We start from the raw sequence: 14,954 nt of genomic DNA on the forward strand, positions 1-14,954 counted from the left end.
AATCAAATACTAGTCCTATATTCGTCGTATAATTTGAGTTATTACGGCTGTCATTTGGTATCTCGTACTTCATGAAAGCGATTAGAGTTAAATAAAAGCTGTTTTGCAAAACTCACTTTAGATTATAACATCCACAGTTATATTAGCTTTCTCACGGATACTTAAAATAGGAAGCAGCTATCTCTTTAACTTGTTGGCAAATGGGGCCAGAAACTTTCTGGAGGTGAGCCACAGCAAATTGCGTAGGCGAGCATTTACCGCAAGCATCCCCCATGCTATTATCAAAGACCTGCCATTTTGATTTGAAATGAGGATACTCTGCGCTAGGTAGTAAAATCAAAGCGGCTATTCAAAAATCTCTAGCTATAATTAGCCAAAATTGTATAACCATAGCGTAGGCAAAGCCAGCCGTAAGCATCGCTCATCGTCATATATATAATAAACGCCTCTATCCTTTTGTCCTTTCTGTGATATCTTACGGTCAGTCTGCTACGCGTAATACGTTAATTAAATTCATCCTATCAGGTGAGTCTAATGGGTGAGGTACAACAAACACAAAGTATTGTACCTTGAGGCTATCAAATGGTTGTTTAGCACCCCAATTTCTAGGCTCAAAAATTAGGAAGTAGATAATGACTGTAAACCAAATTATTGGAGATTCAAAAAATAATATTTTTGCAAACGTTGGTAAACATTTTTTTGCCTGGATGATGGCTTCAAGTAGTAGTAAATATGATAAGATTGTCAGCGATCGCAAACGTTCTCTTTTTGCTAATCTCCAAGGTAAAGTTTTAGAAATTGGCCCCAGAACAGGCGCTAACTTACCCTACTATCCTAAAGATATCCATTGGATCGGAATCGAGCCAAATTCACAGACGCATTCTTATCTTCAAAAACAAGCAGAAAAACTGGGTTTAAATATCGACCTCCGCATTGGGAATGCTGAATGGTTAGATGCCGAAGATAACAGCATTGATACTGTTGTTAGTACATTAGTTTTATGCTCCGTGCCGAATATAGATTATACATTGCAGGCAATTTTAAGAGTACTTAAACCAGGCGGACGCTTCTTATTTATTGAACATGTTGCCGCACCTCAAGGAAGTTTATTGCGACAAATACAAAACACAATTAGTCCAATTTGGAAAGCAATCGGTGATGGTTGTCATCCAGATAGAGAAACTTGGATAGCATTAGGAAATGCTGGTTTTAGTAGCATTCATTACGAGCGATTCGATGCACAATTGCCAATTGTTAGTCCTCATATTATCGGTGTAGCGACAAAATAAAAGTATGAATAAACCCCCGGCTAAAGTCGTGGGGTTTATAAGGTTTTTCACCAGAGATTTTATGGATTCTCGCGCAGGAAAGTATCAATATCATTTAGTTCCTGCTGATTGAGGCGAAAGTCTCCAGCACCAATGATTCCTTCCACCTGCTGGGGATTGCGTCCGCCAACGATCGCCGCAGTCACCGCCGGATTATTTAAAGTCCAAGCGATCGCAACTTCACCTGGGGAGCGATCGTGTTGTTGACCAATGTGTTGCAACACCTCGACTAGCTTCAGGTTACGAGATAGACGTGGCTCCTGAAATTCACTACTGTTTTTGCGCCAATCATTATCTGGGAAATTAGCAACTCGCTCAGGTGTCATCTTTCCTGTGAGCAAACCAGATTGCATCGGTGAATACACAATCACACCTATATTATTTTCCTTACAAAAAGGCAGAATCTCCTTTTCGACATCAGGCTTCACCAGTGAATAAGGCGGTTGCAATGACGTAACTGGTGCAATCTCCTGAATACGTTTCAACTGTTCGACATTGAAATTGGAAACTCCGATATAACGAACCTTACCTTCATCCTTGAGCTTGGCTAAAGTTGTCCAGCCTTCTTCGATTTCTGAATCAGGGTTGGGCCAGTGGATTTGGTAGAGGTCGATAGTTTCAACGTCTAGTCGGCGCAGACTAGCTTCAACCTCCCGCCGCACGGAATCCGCTTTCAGACTGCGACCAATTTCGCCCTTTTCATCCCAGATCATTGAGCATTTAGTGAAAATGTAGGGGCGACTAGACCGACCTTTGAGTGCCTTAGCAACAACCTCCTCAGAATGCCCTAAACCATAAATAGCTGCGGTGTCAATCCAATTAACGCCGAGGTCAAGAGCGCGATTAATCGCTGCGATCGATTCTTGGTCATCTTGCTCTCCCCAACCAAAAGCCCATCCACCTCCACCAATTGCCCAGGCTCCAAAGCCGATTGGAGTGATGTTAAGCTCCGAATTTCCAAGCTGTTTGGTTTGCATATCTACTTTCTTCAAGAATTTTTGAGTCAATTGCTACTTTATGCTGCAAATATTCTCTCAACAGCTATCTAAAGTGTGAATTACTACTGGTGCAAACATGAGAGCCAATCAATCACTACTTGCTTGTGTAGTATTACTAAATCCTAAATGTAGTATTGATATGGCTGCAATTGGGAAGAATTGACCACATATTTGCTGCATTCATTTGCCGTATTTATAGTATATTAAAAATAGATTTACTAAAATCAGCAATCATACTATGAACATTCAAAATCTCGACTCCTTTTTTACTGAGCTTAGTGAAGAAGAACTGAAAAGCTGCAATGGTGGTAGCCTTGGAAATCCCTTAGATGGGGCAGGTGATGCTACTGGTCAGACTGTAAACAACACTTTAGATACCACCAAGTTCACCGTGGATGGTGCTAAGGACGCTGTTATTCTTATTACAGGCCCACTAATAAAATTTGTTAGGGGCATAATTTAATTTGTAACTAAGCCTCTACTTTGCTGCGAAAATTTTTTGCAACTGATTAAAAGACATCAGAAAAGTATGAGGAGGTTAGTCGCTAGCTTCTACAATTTAGATGTGGAAACAAAACTAACCTCCTTATACAAGTAAATACAGCGTCAGAATTCAGGTTTAAGATTGAGGAACAACAGAGTCAGCAGATTGAAAACTTCCTCAATTTGAACATAAAAACTTGTGTAAAAAAATAAATAATAAACCGTCTCTAAATAACTGAAAAAAAAGCTTTTCACTACATTTTATGACACCTCGAATAATTAGACATTCTCTACAAAGTTTGTCTTTTGCTGCTTTTGCAGTACTATTTATAACTGCTTGCCCTTTATCAGTAAAAGCTTTGACATTAGTGACTAATCGAGACGATTTGAAAGCTAATGACAAAGTAGATTGGTCGAGCTTAGGATTTGGGACACCTATCAGTTTAGGACAGCGGGCAACAGCCAATCTTTTACCCAGTTCTTTTGAAGCTACTTCGGAAAAAGGACTGGGGTTAGGTGTAGATATTCCATCAGTTGAAAATTCTAGACCTTTTGTATTCCAAAATACACCAAGCCTTTCAACTAACTTTTCTAATGGAGATTACATTCTTTTTGCTGGGTTTAAACCTGGAAACTTATCTAATGGAAATCCAAGTCCACTAACTATTACATTCAATCAACAGATACAAAGTGCAGGAACGCAAATAGCAGTGGATAATACACCACAATTTACAGCGTTTATCTCAGCTTTTGATGACCAAAATAATCTTTTGGGAAGTTTTTCTATTCTGGGAAATTCTTCAAGTGTAATAGATAATTCAGCGGTTTTTCTCGGTGTAAGTAGTGATAGTGCAAATATTTCAAAACTAGTTTATAGTAGCTCTGTGAACGATCAAGCTATTGGTATTAATTTGTTGAGTATTCGCAGTACTGATATTCCTGAACCAGACAATGTTTTGGCTCTAGTTTTTATAGCTACGGGTTTATTGCTGCTAAAAAGAGAATCTTTTAGGAATAAAAAATTATAGTCAGGATTTCGTGCAATGGGTTATTCCCCTTATCACCCATCATACCCCTACAGGGAAGCAAGCAAGAGCGTCATTAGGAATTACGAATTACTCAACCTACCGAATATTAACTTCTTGAAGGTAATTTACTCCTTGAAGATATTCAACCTTATTAACTGAGTTTTTAGGGACGAATAAATTTGTTCTTTTTGTATAAGCTATCTTTTGATTGTCAGTCAGTACGCGTTGTTTTTGAGTATACTCATTCAATTTGACTTGAGCTTGAGCATAAACTAAAGTATCTTGGGGAATATTTCTGAGAAATTTTACAGCTCGATCGAAATCACCAATAGATGCTTTTTTATAGGCTTTTTGTAAAAAGTAGGCTGCCCTGATCTGCCGCTTTCGATTATATTCAGCTAACTTATCTTGAACTAAAGCACCCGCATGACTTTCTTGAGGAATTTGACGCAGATATTGTAAGGCGGCAGAAAAATCTTTGTCAGCTGCTTTTTCGTAAGCTTTTGCTAATAAATCTTGCGTTTGTGCTTCAATGTTAATAGATGCTTTCTGAGCTATTTTATCTGTTTTAGATTGCCAATATGCAATCTTGGGAACTTTCGCAGCAACCTGAAGAACATCTGACCATCTGCTCTCTTGAAAAGCTAGTTGTGCTATTTCGTATTGCTGTGCAGCTACTTGCCATTGCTCTTGCCATTCTTCAATTGTGGCTTGTGCTTCTGGATAAACATTGCTGTGGGAGGGAATTGATTTAGCGAGTGCGATCGCTTCTTCCAAATCTCCGGCTTGATATTCTTTTGTTGCTTTATATAATGTATCTGTTTCTGAGTATGCAGGTGGAGTATTAACTAAAGAATATACACCAAATCCCATCAATAAAGAATTAGCTGCCAGCCCTACTTTCATTCCTGTGAATAATGGGGATAATTTCCCAGACGCAGGATTTTTCGCTACTTCTAGAGAAAATTGAGAATCTCCCTCTAATGTTTCTGATGGCTGAGGTTCCCAGATTATTTGTTTGAGTACCCGCAGTACTTCAGCGGCAGACTGAAAGCGGTCTTGGTGATTATAACGGATCATTTGGCTGAGAACAGCAGCTAAATAATCGTTAACTGGCGTGTTTTGAGAACGCCAAAAAATTTCATTAGTAGAAGGATCGGTTTTTAATTGTAGTGGTTCTAGCCCTGTTAAAGCCTGAATAGCAATCATACCCAAAGCATAAATATCACTGTTGGGCTGTGTTTGACCAATAAATTGTTCTGGCGGTATGTATCCCAATGAAGTGACGGGAATTCTATAAATGGGCAATTCTGCACCTATGCCAAAATCGATCGACTGGATTGAGCCAAAGTCAATCATAACTAACTTGTTATCAACAGTACGTCTGATCAAGTTTTCCGGCTTGATATCGCAATGGATAACGCCTTGAGAGTGAATAAATTCTAGAATACCTAAAACATCTATCAAAAATTCTACAACTTCGCTCTCAGTCCACAAACAGCCGAAATGTTGCTCAATGGGCAATTCCGCAGTCAGCGCATGTCCTTCAATACACTCTTGCACTATATAAAATCGCTCGTTTTCTTCAAAACAGGCGATGAATTCAGGAATTTGGTCATGGCTTCCCAGAAGCTTGAGGGTTTCAGTTTCAGTCAGAAACAGTAACCTCAACATATCCAAGTAGCCAGATTCGGAACTGCTAACTTTAATCTGCTTAATAACGCATTTAGGATTCTCTGGATAATCTACGTCTACAGCAATGTATGTTTGCCCAAACACCCCTGCACCGAGGCTTTGGACAACTTGGTAACGCCCTTGTAGTAATTTACCGATTATGTGGTGGGTCATGACCTGGTTACTCAGTAAGTCCTTTTATCTAGTTTTTCTGACATTCCCTCCTGTTTCCGGAACACTTTAGAAATAAATAACCAGAATTTTGATACTTTAAATACAAGCTAATTTTTTTAAGTATTTTTGCGTATAAAAAATATGTTTTTTAGTACAAAAAATACTTCGCAAACAAAATGCGAAGTATTGGCGGTGCTACATTCTTAACTGGGAGATTAGACCTTTTGCAAAAGTGCTTTTTGCATTCTTGGGGAAAAGGGTAAAGGTTAAAGGGGAAAGGGACTTTTGCAGAACCTTTTCCCCTTCCCCTTTCCCCTTTTCCCGACTTATGCAAGAAGTCTATTGATGTTTATCATCGATGCCTTGTAAAAAAATACCTTACAATCTGCAATTGCCCATCAAAATGTCGAGTTTGCCCAGCAAGTGCTAAAGGCAACGAACGGCAAAAAGAAAGAGCAAGAGAGAAATGCGGCTACTTGTCGATTAAAGGGAAAGAAAAAACCTTTCCCCTTTCCCCTTTCCCCTTTACCCTTGACTTAAGAATCTCTTGTCTAATCTTGAGTCTTTTCTTGATATATTTGCGGCGCAAGAATCACTTGAATTTGCTTTTCGTGGCATTTTTGAGAAAAAATGCTAATTTGCTCGGACTCGCCTCCTTCAATTGACAAAGATCGCAAAAATCCTTGAAATCCTAAAAAAGCTAATTCATAAATAGCTTTCTGACTAAAAACACCTTCAAAATAGCCCGTGTGGGTATCAACACCTTGAGGATCTCTATTGTTAAAAGACTTCCGAATAAATGCCAAAGTGAGTAAAATATAATTCCCAAAATTTATTGCTGGTTTTTGGATGGCAGAACTAACTAGTCCGATCTGATTCATCCGGTCATCTTTATAATCTGTACAGTCAAAATATGTAAATAAATCTGCGGGTTGTACCAACTCTTCGGACATCTCAGTTATCTCTTCAAGTTTTCTATGTTCGCTACTAGAAGAACGAATTTCTAAATATTTATAAGGATTATCAAGTCTGTAACCTTTGCCATAGTCTTGTTTGTGTAAATTAACAACTCCATATCTGGGTGTGTGACCCACTGAATCATTTTTATTGTTAAAATGTTTAACTGTTATATTACCAAGCCTGTACCCACTAATACGAGTTCGCGATGGGAAACTAAAATAATTTGCAGCAGTAGAGGTAAATCGTAACGCTAGGTCTCCTTCATTACAAAATATATAAGCTTCTTCACAACGACGTAAAGAAGAACGAAGAAAATTAGCACGTCCTGGCAAGATACTTTCCACAGGAATATCAGGTGCAACTAGCACAAGTCTACCTAATCGAAATACATTGCCAATATCCGAATTCGGTTTTTTATTAATAGATTTAACATCAAAAACATCCGAGAGAATCCGAATTACATCTGTAACTACAAAACAACCCATACTATGACTAACAAAAGATAATTTAATGCGCTTGTTTGGGGGAAATTTTACAGTGTAATCTAACTGTCTGATCAATTCAACTAAATCTGTAGTCCCATAATTACTTGCTCTGTAAATATCACGAAAATAAGTAGATATTCTGAGAATAATTAGTGTAAAGATAATTGAAGATATAATCCCAGATAAAATTAACATCACTGTGAAAAAGTGGACAGCACTATTACTCAAAATATTTAGGAATAATAAAGCTATAGTAGACCATATACTAATTGTGAGTCCTAAAACTAAATTAATAGCTAGTAAAGTTGGTAGAGAAGAAAGTGCGTTGATTAGCTTTTGCCCAAAAGAACCAGACTCATCCGTTTTTATAGGATTTTCTGACGGCCATCTATATCCGATAAAAATATACTTATTTGGTTGTTCAATATGCGTATTAACATATTCATAAATCTTTTTGCACCCCGTCTCTGTATCCGATGGTGTAGAACTATATCCATGAATATTGATAATTATTTCTGGGTCGGGGCTTGATTGCAAACTTTTGGAAATTTTCTCAATCATCTCTTGGGCTGAAGGTTCAGCTTCTCCATCATTGAGATTAAAAAACTTTTTATTAGCAACTGATGATAAATACCTATTAGAATTGTCTTCTTCTGTCTCAACGTTCAGTTTCGCAGTACTAACTACTAAATAACCAGGTATTTTTTCTTGATTATTTTTTTTAAATTCGTAAATTTTATACGGTTGATTGTCTGGCAGACTCTGATTATCAGGATAGGTCATTAGGTCTATTTCCTTTTACAATTTATATTCAGTATATCGTAATCCCTTTTTGGTGATATCGGGTCAGCCTGCTTAGATACTGAGTGAACTCAGTACTTGTATAATTTATCTATAAACCAACGCTGACTCATACCATTACTGCTTGATGCTCATTAAAAGCTATAGCCTTATTCACCATAGCTTAGAGTTTTTCAAGCGTGCCATTCAAGTATGAGCCAGCGTTGGATAGTGGGGAGTTTGTGGTAGTGTAATGAAACAGGTAGGGTTAATGCTTCCCCTTGATATAAACCATACCGAATATCAAATTAACTAAATAATCATTAAACCCAAGAAAATTTTTCAGGATTAAAGTTCCAATTTTATGGAGAACTATCAGTTTCAGGAAGAACAATTGTAATTCCATATTGTGGAGCAGTTGCTAATATCCTGTCAATCACTTCTTGAGTTATAGGTAACGGTGGAACCGATGAATTATCTACTTTAGTTCCAACTTGTGCAAAAAACTTTTCTAGTCCACCTGGAGTAGCCCAAATCAGCATTTTAGCTGGTGCAGAACCAATATTTTTAAAACTATGGAGTTGACCTTTAGGAGAATGCAAGAATGTTCCGGGAGCTGCTACAACTGTTTGTTCATCAAGATAAAACTCAATCGAACCTTCAAGAATGTAGAATGCTTCATCTTCTCGACTATGAATGTGTGGCGGCGGGCCTAGTTGGGGTGCAAGTACTACTTCAAACAGTGCATACTTGCCATCTGTTTGTTCGCTCGTAGCTTTAAAAGTGGCTACATCGCCTGCTACTGAATAACTATCACCATCACCTAGTTGCGATAAGATCCCATGATTAATTGTCATTTTTATCATCTCCTAAGTTTTATGACAAACAGATTGCTCGGCTTGCACAAATCAATAAAATACAGCCTAGCTATGATTCAAAAGCCCAGTAATTAAGCTCCAATGCGCTACCCACTATTGTTTTCTGAAAAGTAATTAGGATAATTATTTCATGCTAAAACTGATATTTACCGAAGGCTTCTATCTAAAGAATTAGTTGTTTTCTGCCTATGGGTTTGCCTAACAAGCACCAAAAAATCGCCCGTCGATTTGCTGCAAAATATTCCCCAATTTTGAGCATGATTTGCGATCGCACTATTCGATTGCATATTGCTTTCTCTTCCCTTTTTTGTATTTGCAGATAATCCATAAAATATTATTGTTAGTTATGAATGGAACATGAATAGAAAATGGAGGCGGCAGATCGTGAACGACTGGAATTTGCCCTGGGAAGGTGGATGCCGTTGCGGACAGATACGGTTTCAGGTGAGTGCCCCACCTCTGGTAACGATGGCTTGCCACTGCACGGGTTGTCAGCGAATGACCGCCAGCGCTTTTTCTTTAAGCGCTGCGATTCCAAGCGTTGGGTTCTCAATACTGAAAGGTCAGCCGACCATTGGCGGTTTGCACGGCGCGACCCGCCATTACTTCTGTCCGCACTGCATGAGTTGGATGTTTACTCGCCCGGAAGGAATAGACGAGTTCGTCAACCTTCGTGCAACAATGCTGGACGATGCGTCATGGTTCACGCCTTTCATCGAAACTTGGACGAGGGAAAAGCTGCTATGGGCGATGACCTCTGCGGTTCATAGTTTCGAGACTCTGCCCAATTACGAAGACTATGCTCTCTTGATAGAAGAATACGCCAAGCAAGCGTCGAAACCTGCACGATGACGAACTGTTTTGGAACGGATTTATGACTGGCTCTCGGTGCGATTGCTTACAAAACCGCTCCCCCCAAAGACTAGTGGCGAATACTTCAGTCATCAACTCAAACGGTTGCAGTCAGGCTTGGAGGATTTTAGCCACAAAAGTCAATAAACTTTAGCGTTGAACTGAAGTTTGCTTTAGCGGGGTTCCGTTCCAAGAGAAAGTAGGTTCGCCCTCGCAATAGCTCCATCTTGCTTCCCAGGGCATAGGAAAATTAGGAACCAGAAAGCGGATTGAAAATCGTCCCCAGGTGTTGCTCAACTTGCCCGACCCATCCTCTCGTGATGTGTCACATTTGACATTGGAGTTACCAACCCAATAGCCATGATAAATTCCACGATTGCTCGTTATTCACTCTAGACATTTGAAAGCTTAAAAACTTGAGTGCATATTTTCAGATGCCCCTCTATTGCTTCTTCCCAGGTGGGGTAAAAGTTCCTTTTTCCATCCATTGCCCCACCCATGACCAATGTTTCAAATATCATCGGCTGAGAAAGCGAGTTGCTGCCAGGGTTTAAGTCTATGCCCACAAATCTAGTTGAAATTATAGAGTCTTTGAGTTCATTGAGCATAACCGTGGTGCTGGCTGACATCATCCACAAAGACCACTCCATGAAGGACTCAACAGGAATCGGGGTTTGTCCTTCTAATTTGTAATAGTACCGATTAGGCATAATCTCCATTTTGTCACGTCAAGGGTTTACAAGCTTTCCAGGATTGTATCTACACGATGCTGAAAATCATCAATTGCTTCTTCATGGGTTGGTGGCAACGGGGCATTCTCATCTAAAGAAAAGAAGAGCTTTCCATTACGGCGAACTGTATACTTGTATCCCAAAACACGAGATTGCCAATCGCCTCTAGCTAATCTAGACTCAGTTGATTCGTAAACTGTGGTAACACTTACCCAAAATCCTTTGTACTTTTCACTCATTACAAAATTCCGTTTTTGTCACGTCAAGTCTTTAACTAGTTCCCGAAATAGTAACCGCGCTCCTTTGGCTGCAATCCGATTTCTGACCAGCTTCACCGGACGACCAGCTGCTTTTTCAGTATCTAACTGTTCCCCCAAAGTTTTACCAATATCATTTTTGAGGCGCGATCGCTTCGGTTCGATCCTTGTAAATACCCACTGCCACAAAGACTTACGACATAAATCGGAACCGCCTACTACTTTAGATTTACGGCTATCGCCAGATGCTTCCATTGAGGGAGCAGCGCCTAAAGCTTTCTGAAATCTTCTCAGTGAAAGGTGGCGTTTAGTAGGCTTTTTAGAATTTCGCCCCTGGCGTATCCTCACCTCTGGTTTACCGTCTAATAAGAATCCCTCAATGGGGTAAATCTGGGAAATAATCACCGACGAAAGGCGATCGCCAAATCCAAACTTTTTGAAAACTGTGCGGTAATGGTCAAAGCGAGGATCGGTAAGCAATTGGCGTAACTCTCCCTCGATGACGTGTTCTTCACGCTGGAGGTCACAGATCCGTTTTGCGTGTTCTCGAACAGTGTCAGTGATTCCCAAGCCTACTGTTTGGGAGTAAAGACGGTCATAGCGTGTACTTTTGCGAATTCCAGCAAGCCAGCCCCAAAGCAAAGGCGCTTCACCTAATTCACCCCGCCGGGACTTCGTATGTGCAACTTCTGGGAACTGCCACGCTAAATCTTGTCGAATGCGATTCACGATCGGAGATTGAACGCGGTTAAGGTGAGCAAGTCTGAGTACTAATTCCCGAATTCTGACTATTTCGCGATCGCGAATTTGCACAAATCGCCGCGGGTCTTTTTGGTAGTCGAAGTAGTAGCAAGCCAGTGCTAGGGCATCGGCATCATCATCTTTATCAGGGAGTGCTAGGTGGTTGGCTCGATAATTTCGCAATTCCTTGTGACCAACCAACCGGACTTCTACCCCGCTTCGTGCCAAGTGAGTACCCCAAAGCTTGCTGTAGTTGTTGCCAGTTGGTTCTAACAATGCAATATCCGCGTTGAGGGCGAGTAAATCTTGAATTCCCTTTGCATCAGCGCTCAACTTAAAAAACGGACATTCATAATAAAATTGACGTGGATCTTCGGGCTTATCCACGAGCAGACAAGCCGAAACTGAGGACTTGCTAACATCAAGTCCCAAAATTCTAATCATTCAGTTCTCCTCTGGGTGGTTTCGTCTTGTTCCCTGATGCCATGCCTGCGAATCACCCGAAGGCCACTTTGAGCCTAGTTCACTCTCAAGGCAATGCCGCAACGCGAACTGCGGCGACATAGGGAGAAAACAGCACACTCACAGCAGCCGAGCTTATGAATAACGGAAAGCCATAAAAGCTTGTTTCCAGCTAAAAGCCCTAAGCTGCTGTGTGTATGGGCTGTACGTCTGGGTTGGACTCCAGTCCGCGACGCGATCCGGTGCGATCGCGTTTCGCCGGGGAGTTAGCCGGCTCATCAGGCGGTGTACACAGCAAATTCTAATGTGAAGTTTTTCGCCGCAGCTTTTTTCTTTAAATTATTAGTGAAAGCTTTATTCAAGAGAATCACCTCGTATTCATAGTGATAAACAAGTGTCGTACTTGAATTGGGCTTGGCATCAAGAATTATGGCTTTTATGAACTCCCGCCTTTGTCGAATGGAATATTTATTCAGGTTCATGTTCATTTGATGTGTTGAACGATCGCAATTGCGATTCATCAGGCGGTTATTTCGTCATCCAGAGACTCAACTATTTCTTGAATTCTTTCAGGTGATAATTCACGGTATTGTTCGCTAGCTTTTGCCCCTACATATTGTTTCCAATCTTCTATAGTTTCCCCAGTCATTTTGGCGAGAAGTTGTATAGCTATTCCGATTGCTAAACTGTTCAGTACATACAAATCCTTGGGTAAAATAACGGACTCATTCATTGATGGTTTACTCATCGTCATCTGAATAATTTGTTAAGTGATTTTCGATAACTTCTTCTAGCTGTTCTAAAGCTGGCTCTAGTATTTGTTTAAGCTTTTCATCAGTTGTGTTGTCTGCCAGTTCTTCACCAGATATAAACTTCATTCCGGCATCAATTTTATTTTTGATAGTGTGTAATAATTGCCATATTTCGTAGTAGTCCCAAGCTGGATCGGGTTGTGGTGTAGTGTCTATATCAAATTCTGGATGAAAACCTCTTTCTAAAATTTCCCTAACATCACCAGTAAAGTAATCAACTATTGGCTGAATTGATTCTCTTACTACATCCCTACTTGCACCAATATTATTTGGATGCCGAAATGCTAATTGAAGTTGAGCAATTAGCATAAAAGCAGATAGTTCAGAAATTAGTAGAGGAATGGTATTTGTATTACTAAGCTGTTTAAAAGCAGCTTTATATTTATCAGATTCCTCTTGATTGAATGATGAATTATCTGTCATATTTATTCCCGTTCCCTCAAATATCTGTCCAATTCACCGCTTACTACTTGGTCAATGCTAGCGATAACTATTTGCTCTTGAGATTCCTGCCGGAGTGATGCAGTGATACCGCGTCGGTTGAGCGCTCGTTGCACTTCTGGACTAGCTAGGGCTATTTCTGCATCAGCGTAATCTTGGGCGATAACAGGAAACACAATCTCTTGAATTTCAGCCGATGCACTCCTGATAACTTGCAACATAGATTTTTTAGCTTGCTCTACTGGCGCTTCTGGAAAATAAAATTCAACCCTAACCCCTTTCTGTACAATCATTCGCTGAACATCTGCCGCTCTCAATGCTCGTTCAAATACAACTAAGTTGGCTTCATCTGCAACGGGAATTCGAGCCACTAAACCCGCTTGAGTCGCTCGAATCGCCTCCTTGATAATTTCCTTTCCTTTGTCAATAGCTCCCATAACAGTTGTGTGATATTTTTGACATTGGTAGATAAATTCATTAGCGATGCCTGCGGCGAGCTACGCGATCGCACTCCTCTGACCGCGTTCGCCCTTGGCGTTGGCGCAGCCATCGCTTTTGAATTAGTCCCACTCCTCCTCCCTGCCTTGCTGCAATATCTGTTGCAGTCGCCGCTTGCCCTCCTCCCATCGGCGGCCACCCATCTTTAAAACTTGCTCAATCACATAAGTCTCCCCTCTGACTTCCAGTAGTGACTTCACAGCCAAATAGAAGGCTTTATCGTCGGAAGTGGAAGCGGAAGTTTCACCGCTACGATCCGCGCTCGGCTCCTTATATAAGTGTTCCAGGCTAGTGGTTAATTCCTCCCTAACTTCCGGCGGGTAAGTTGGCGCTGCGCCATAGATTTCATAGAGCGCTTGCTCTTGCTGCTGGGTATGCAAGCCAATTTCTACTTGTTCTAGTTCTTGGTTCATAGCCGTTAACGCTGCACGTCGGGCATCTTGCGCTATCAGTCGCCGAGATTCTCCGACTAGTTGCACTGATGCAACAAGTGCCAAGCTGTAGCTGATTCCCTTGCCAATTTGGGGCAGGGGAGAAAGTGCAGCTAGCCAAAAAGCACCTGCGCTAGCTAGCAAACAGTTGGTTTTCAACCACCTATCAGCCATGAAAGCATTCCTCCCAGAACAATCGAAACTGCGATCGCAATCAGCAAGGCATAATAATCTGGTTCAGACAGCTTGAGAAACGCTCTCACCGCGTCATCTGTCAGCAAAGCAAGTGCTAGAGCGACCCCAGACATAATGTAGATAACCCACATCACCCGAAATAAAGCTGGATGTAACGCCCCTAGCCAAGCCACAAAGCTAGAGGCGATACACCCTAGAAGGAACCAAGCCCCCAGGTGTACCGCCTTTGCCATTAGTATTTTTCCTTGATTTTGGCTTTGAGTTCGTCAATTCGCTGCTGTGCCCTGTTTTCGGCGCGGTCTAAGCCGAAGCCTAACTTTGCATATTCCGGTCTGAGGGTGTGTAAATGCCTTGCGGTTGAAGCATCAGACCGTTTTTTGGTCAGTTCGCTGTCTGCAACTTCCTTGATGTAGCTACGATGAGCAGTATGCACCTGTGCATCCGATTGTTCGAGCTTTTTGAGAGATTTGTAAGCGCGTTTCGCCTGACGCGCTTCAAGTCTTTTTTGAGTTGCAAGGTGTTTAAGTGCATCAGCCTCAGCTTTGTTAAAATACCTGGGTGTCTCACTAATCGGTGCAGTTCTCACTGTCTGCCAAGTTCCCGCGTTCATCGGGTTGATGACAGTTGGATCTGTGGGGGCTAACACCTGATTTTTATCAATCCCGTGTCCCCCCGCCGAAAGTGAGGATTCATTACTCTTGTTGCTGGACTTTGCAGCGCTGGTAATTCGTGCAAGGATTCCCATT

General features: G+C 41.0%; 18 protein-coding genes. 4 read left to right on the forward strand and 14 right to left on the reverse strand.

All coding sequences use genetic code 11. From position 1 onward, the window contains the following. The first annotated feature begins 632 nt into the window (after positions 1–632). Complete coding sequence (locus V7K45_RS18380; protein ID WP_335005832.1) at positions 633–1,289, forward strand: class I SAM-dependent methyltransferase; 657 nt, start codon at positions 633–635, stop codon at positions 1,287–1,289. 59 nt (positions 1,290–1,348) lie between these two features. Here the strand turns inward: V7K45_RS18380 and V7K45_RS18385 are convergent, their stop codons facing one another. Next, positions 1,349–2,305, reverse strand: coding sequence for an aldo/keto reductase (locus V7K45_RS18385; RefSeq protein WP_335005834.1), 957 nt, complete (start codon positions 2,303–2,305; stop codon positions 1,349–1,351). A gap of 259 nt (positions 2,306–2,564) precedes the next feature. On the opposite strand from V7K45_RS18385, the gene V7K45_RS18390 reads away from it, so the two are divergent. Together V7K45_RS18390 and V7K45_RS18395 are read left to right on the forward strand one after the other, a co-directional pair. Then, positions 2,565–2,789, forward strand: coding sequence for a hypothetical protein (locus V7K45_RS18390; protein ID WP_335005836.1), 225 nt, complete (start codon positions 2,565–2,567; stop codon positions 2,787–2,789). Positions 2,790–3,108: 319 nt separating this feature from the next. After that, positions 3,109–3,837, forward strand: a complete 729-nt coding sequence (locus V7K45_RS18395; RefSeq protein ID WP_335005838.1) for a hypothetical protein — start codon at positions 3,109–3,111, stop codon at positions 3,835–3,837. Positions 3,838–3,933: 96 nt separating this feature from the next. Here the strand turns inward: V7K45_RS18395 and V7K45_RS18400 are convergent, their stop codons facing one another. The 3 genes from V7K45_RS18400 to V7K45_RS18410 form a co-directional block, all read right to left on the reverse strand. Further along, complete coding sequence (locus V7K45_RS18400) at positions 3,934–5,685, reverse strand: protein kinase domain-containing protein (protein WP_335005840.1); 1,752 nt, start codon at positions 5,683–5,685, stop codon at positions 3,934–3,936. A gap of 551 nt (positions 5,686–6,236) precedes the next feature. Next, positions 6,237–7,913, reverse strand: coding sequence for an alpha/beta hydrolase (locus tag V7K45_RS18405; protein ID WP_335005842.1), 1,677 nt, complete (start codon positions 7,911–7,913; stop codon positions 6,237–6,239). A gap of 359 nt (positions 7,914–8,272) precedes the next feature. After that, the gene (locus tag V7K45_RS18410) at positions 8,273–8,767 is read right to left on the reverse strand and encodes a quercetin 2,3-dioxygenase (RefSeq protein ID WP_335005844.1); all 495 of its coding nucleotides are present in this window, start codon (positions 8,765–8,767) and stop codon (positions 8,273–8,275) included. Between the two features lie 378 nt (positions 8,768–9,145). Between V7K45_RS18410 and V7K45_RS18415 the strand changes: the two genes are divergently transcribed. Then, complete coding sequence (locus V7K45_RS18415) at positions 9,146–9,640, forward strand: GFA family protein (protein WP_442942010.1); 495 nt, start codon at positions 9,146–9,148, stop codon at positions 9,638–9,640. A gap of 392 nt (positions 9,641–10,032) precedes the next feature. On the opposite strand, the gene V7K45_RS18420 is transcribed toward V7K45_RS18415, so the two are convergent. The 10 genes from V7K45_RS18420 to V7K45_RS18465 all read right to left on the reverse strand — a co-directional run bounded on the left by V7K45_RS18420 (position 10,033) and on the right by V7K45_RS18465 (position 14,953). Beyond that, positions 10,033–10,350, reverse strand: coding sequence for a hypothetical protein (locus V7K45_RS18420; RefSeq protein WP_335005846.1), 318 nt, complete (start codon positions 10,348–10,350; stop codon positions 10,033–10,035). Between the two features lie 26 nt (positions 10,351–10,376). Continuing rightward, positions 10,377–10,610, reverse strand: a complete 234-nt coding sequence (locus V7K45_RS18425; RefSeq protein ID WP_335005848.1) for a hypothetical protein — start codon at positions 10,608–10,610, stop codon at positions 10,377–10,379. Between the two features lie 18 nt (positions 10,611–10,628). Next, the gene (locus V7K45_RS18430) at positions 10,629–11,813 is read right to left on the reverse strand and encodes an IS110 family transposase (RefSeq protein WP_335005850.1); all 1,185 of its coding nucleotides are present in this window, start codon (positions 11,811–11,813) and stop codon (positions 10,629–10,631) included. A gap of 153 nt (positions 11,814–11,966) precedes the next feature. Next, positions 11,967–12,110 carry a hypothetical protein gene (locus V7K45_RS18435; protein ID WP_335005852.1) on the reverse strand — a complete coding sequence of 48 codons (144 nt, stop codon included), beginning with the start codon at positions 12,108–12,110 and terminating at the stop codon, positions 11,967–11,969. 241 nt (positions 12,111–12,351) lie between these two features. Beyond that, the gene (locus V7K45_RS18440) at positions 12,352–12,579 is read right to left on the reverse strand and encodes a hypothetical protein (protein WP_335005854.1); all 228 of its coding nucleotides are present in this window, start codon (positions 12,577–12,579) and stop codon (positions 12,352–12,354) included. Then, on the reverse strand, positions 12,572–13,066 hold the full coding sequence (locus V7K45_RS18445) for a hypothetical protein (RefSeq protein ID WP_335005856.1): 495 nt from the start codon (positions 13,064–13,066) through the stop codon (positions 12,572–12,574). The genes V7K45_RS18440 and V7K45_RS18445 overlap by 8 nt, the downstream gene beginning before the upstream one ends. 2 nt (positions 13,067–13,068) lie before the next feature. Continuing rightward, a complete protein-coding gene (locus tag V7K45_RS18450) occupies positions 13,069–13,521 on the reverse strand; it encodes a hypothetical protein (RefSeq protein ID WP_335005858.1) in 453 nt (150 codons plus the stop codon). Between the two features lie 123 nt (positions 13,522–13,644). Then, on the reverse strand, positions 13,645–14,187 hold the full coding sequence (locus V7K45_RS18455; protein WP_335005860.1) for a hypothetical protein: 543 nt from the start codon (positions 14,185–14,187) through the stop codon (positions 13,645–13,647). Further along, on the reverse strand, positions 14,169–14,441 hold the full coding sequence (locus V7K45_RS18460; RefSeq protein ID WP_335005862.1) for a hypothetical protein: 273 nt from the start codon (positions 14,439–14,441) through the stop codon (positions 14,169–14,171). The genes V7K45_RS18455 and V7K45_RS18460 overlap by 19 nt, the downstream gene beginning before the upstream one ends. After that, positions 14,441–14,953: a hypothetical protein gene (locus tag V7K45_RS18465; protein ID WP_335005864.1), complete on the reverse strand. Its 513-nt coding sequence runs from the start codon at positions 14,951–14,953 to the stop codon at positions 14,441–14,443. The genes V7K45_RS18460 and V7K45_RS18465 overlap by 1 nt, the downstream gene beginning before the upstream one ends. Position 14,954 lies beyond the last annotated feature (1 nt).

This window comes from Nostoc sp. (assembly GCF_036917375.1).
Classification (GTDB): Bacteria; Cyanobacteriota; Cyanobacteriia; order Cyanobacteriales; family Nostocaceae; genus Nostoc.

Excerpts from the sequence above, each read along its gene's own strand:
- V7K45_RS18380 (WP_335005832.1), top strand. The coding sequence starts at position 633 with ATGACTGTAAACCAAATTATTGGAGATTCAAAAAATAATATTTTTGCA.
- V7K45_RS18435 (WP_335005852.1), bottom strand. The coding sequence starts at position 12,110 with ATGAGCCGGCTAACTCCCCGGCGAAACGCGATCGCACCGGATCGCGTC.
- V7K45_RS18440 (WP_335005854.1), bottom strand. The coding sequence starts at position 12,579 with ATGAGTAAACCATCAATGAATGAGTCCGTTATTTTACCCAAGGATTTG.
- V7K45_RS18405 (WP_335005842.1), bottom strand. The coding sequence starts at position 7,913 with ATGACCTATCCTGATAATCAGAGTCTGCCAGACAATCAACCGTATAAA.
- V7K45_RS18460 (WP_335005862.1), bottom strand. The coding sequence starts at position 14,441 with ATGGCAAAGGCGGTACACCTGGGGGCTTGGTTCCTTCTAGGGTGTATC.
- V7K45_RS18385 (WP_335005834.1), bottom strand. The coding sequence starts at position 2,305 with ATGCAAACCAAACAGCTTGGAAATTCGGAGCTTAACATCACTCCAATC.
- V7K45_RS18415 (WP_442942010.1), top strand. The coding sequence starts at position 9,146 with ATGAATAGAAAATGGAGGCGGCAGATCGTGAACGACTGGAATTTGCCC.
- V7K45_RS18450 (WP_335005858.1), bottom strand. The coding sequence starts at position 13,521 with ATGGGAGCTATTGACAAAGGAAAGGAAATTATCAAGGAGGCGATTCGA.
- V7K45_RS18430 (WP_335005850.1), bottom strand. The coding sequence starts at position 11,813 with ATGATTAGAATTTTGGGACTTGATGTTAGCAAGTCCTCAGTTTCGGCT.
- V7K45_RS18445 (WP_335005856.1), bottom strand. The coding sequence starts at position 13,066 with ATGACAGATAATTCATCATTCAATCAAGAGGAATCTGATAAATATAAA.
- V7K45_RS18455 (WP_335005860.1), bottom strand. The coding sequence starts at position 14,187 with ATGGCTGATAGGTGGTTGAAAACCAACTGTTTGCTAGCTAGCGCAGGT.
- V7K45_RS18425 (WP_335005848.1), bottom strand. The coding sequence starts at position 10,610 with ATGAGTGAAAAGTACAAAGGATTTTGGGTAAGTGTTACCACAGTTTAC.
- V7K45_RS18390 (WP_335005836.1), top strand. The coding sequence starts at position 2,565 with ATGAACATTCAAAATCTCGACTCCTTTTTTACTGAGCTTAGTGAAGAA.
- V7K45_RS18410 (WP_335005844.1), bottom strand. The coding sequence starts at position 8,767 with ATGACAATTAATCATGGGATCTTATCGCAACTAGGTGATGGTGATAGT.
- V7K45_RS18465 (WP_335005864.1), bottom strand. The coding sequence starts at position 14,953 with ATGGGAATCCTTGCACGAATTACCAGCGCTGCAAAGTCCAGCAACAAG.
- V7K45_RS18400 (WP_335005840.1), bottom strand. The coding sequence starts at position 5,685 with ATGACCCACCACATAATCGGTAAATTACTACAAGGGCGTTACCAAGTT.
- V7K45_RS18420 (WP_335005846.1), bottom strand. The coding sequence starts at position 10,350 with ATGCCTAATCGGTACTATTACAAATTAGAAGGACAAACCCCGATTCCT.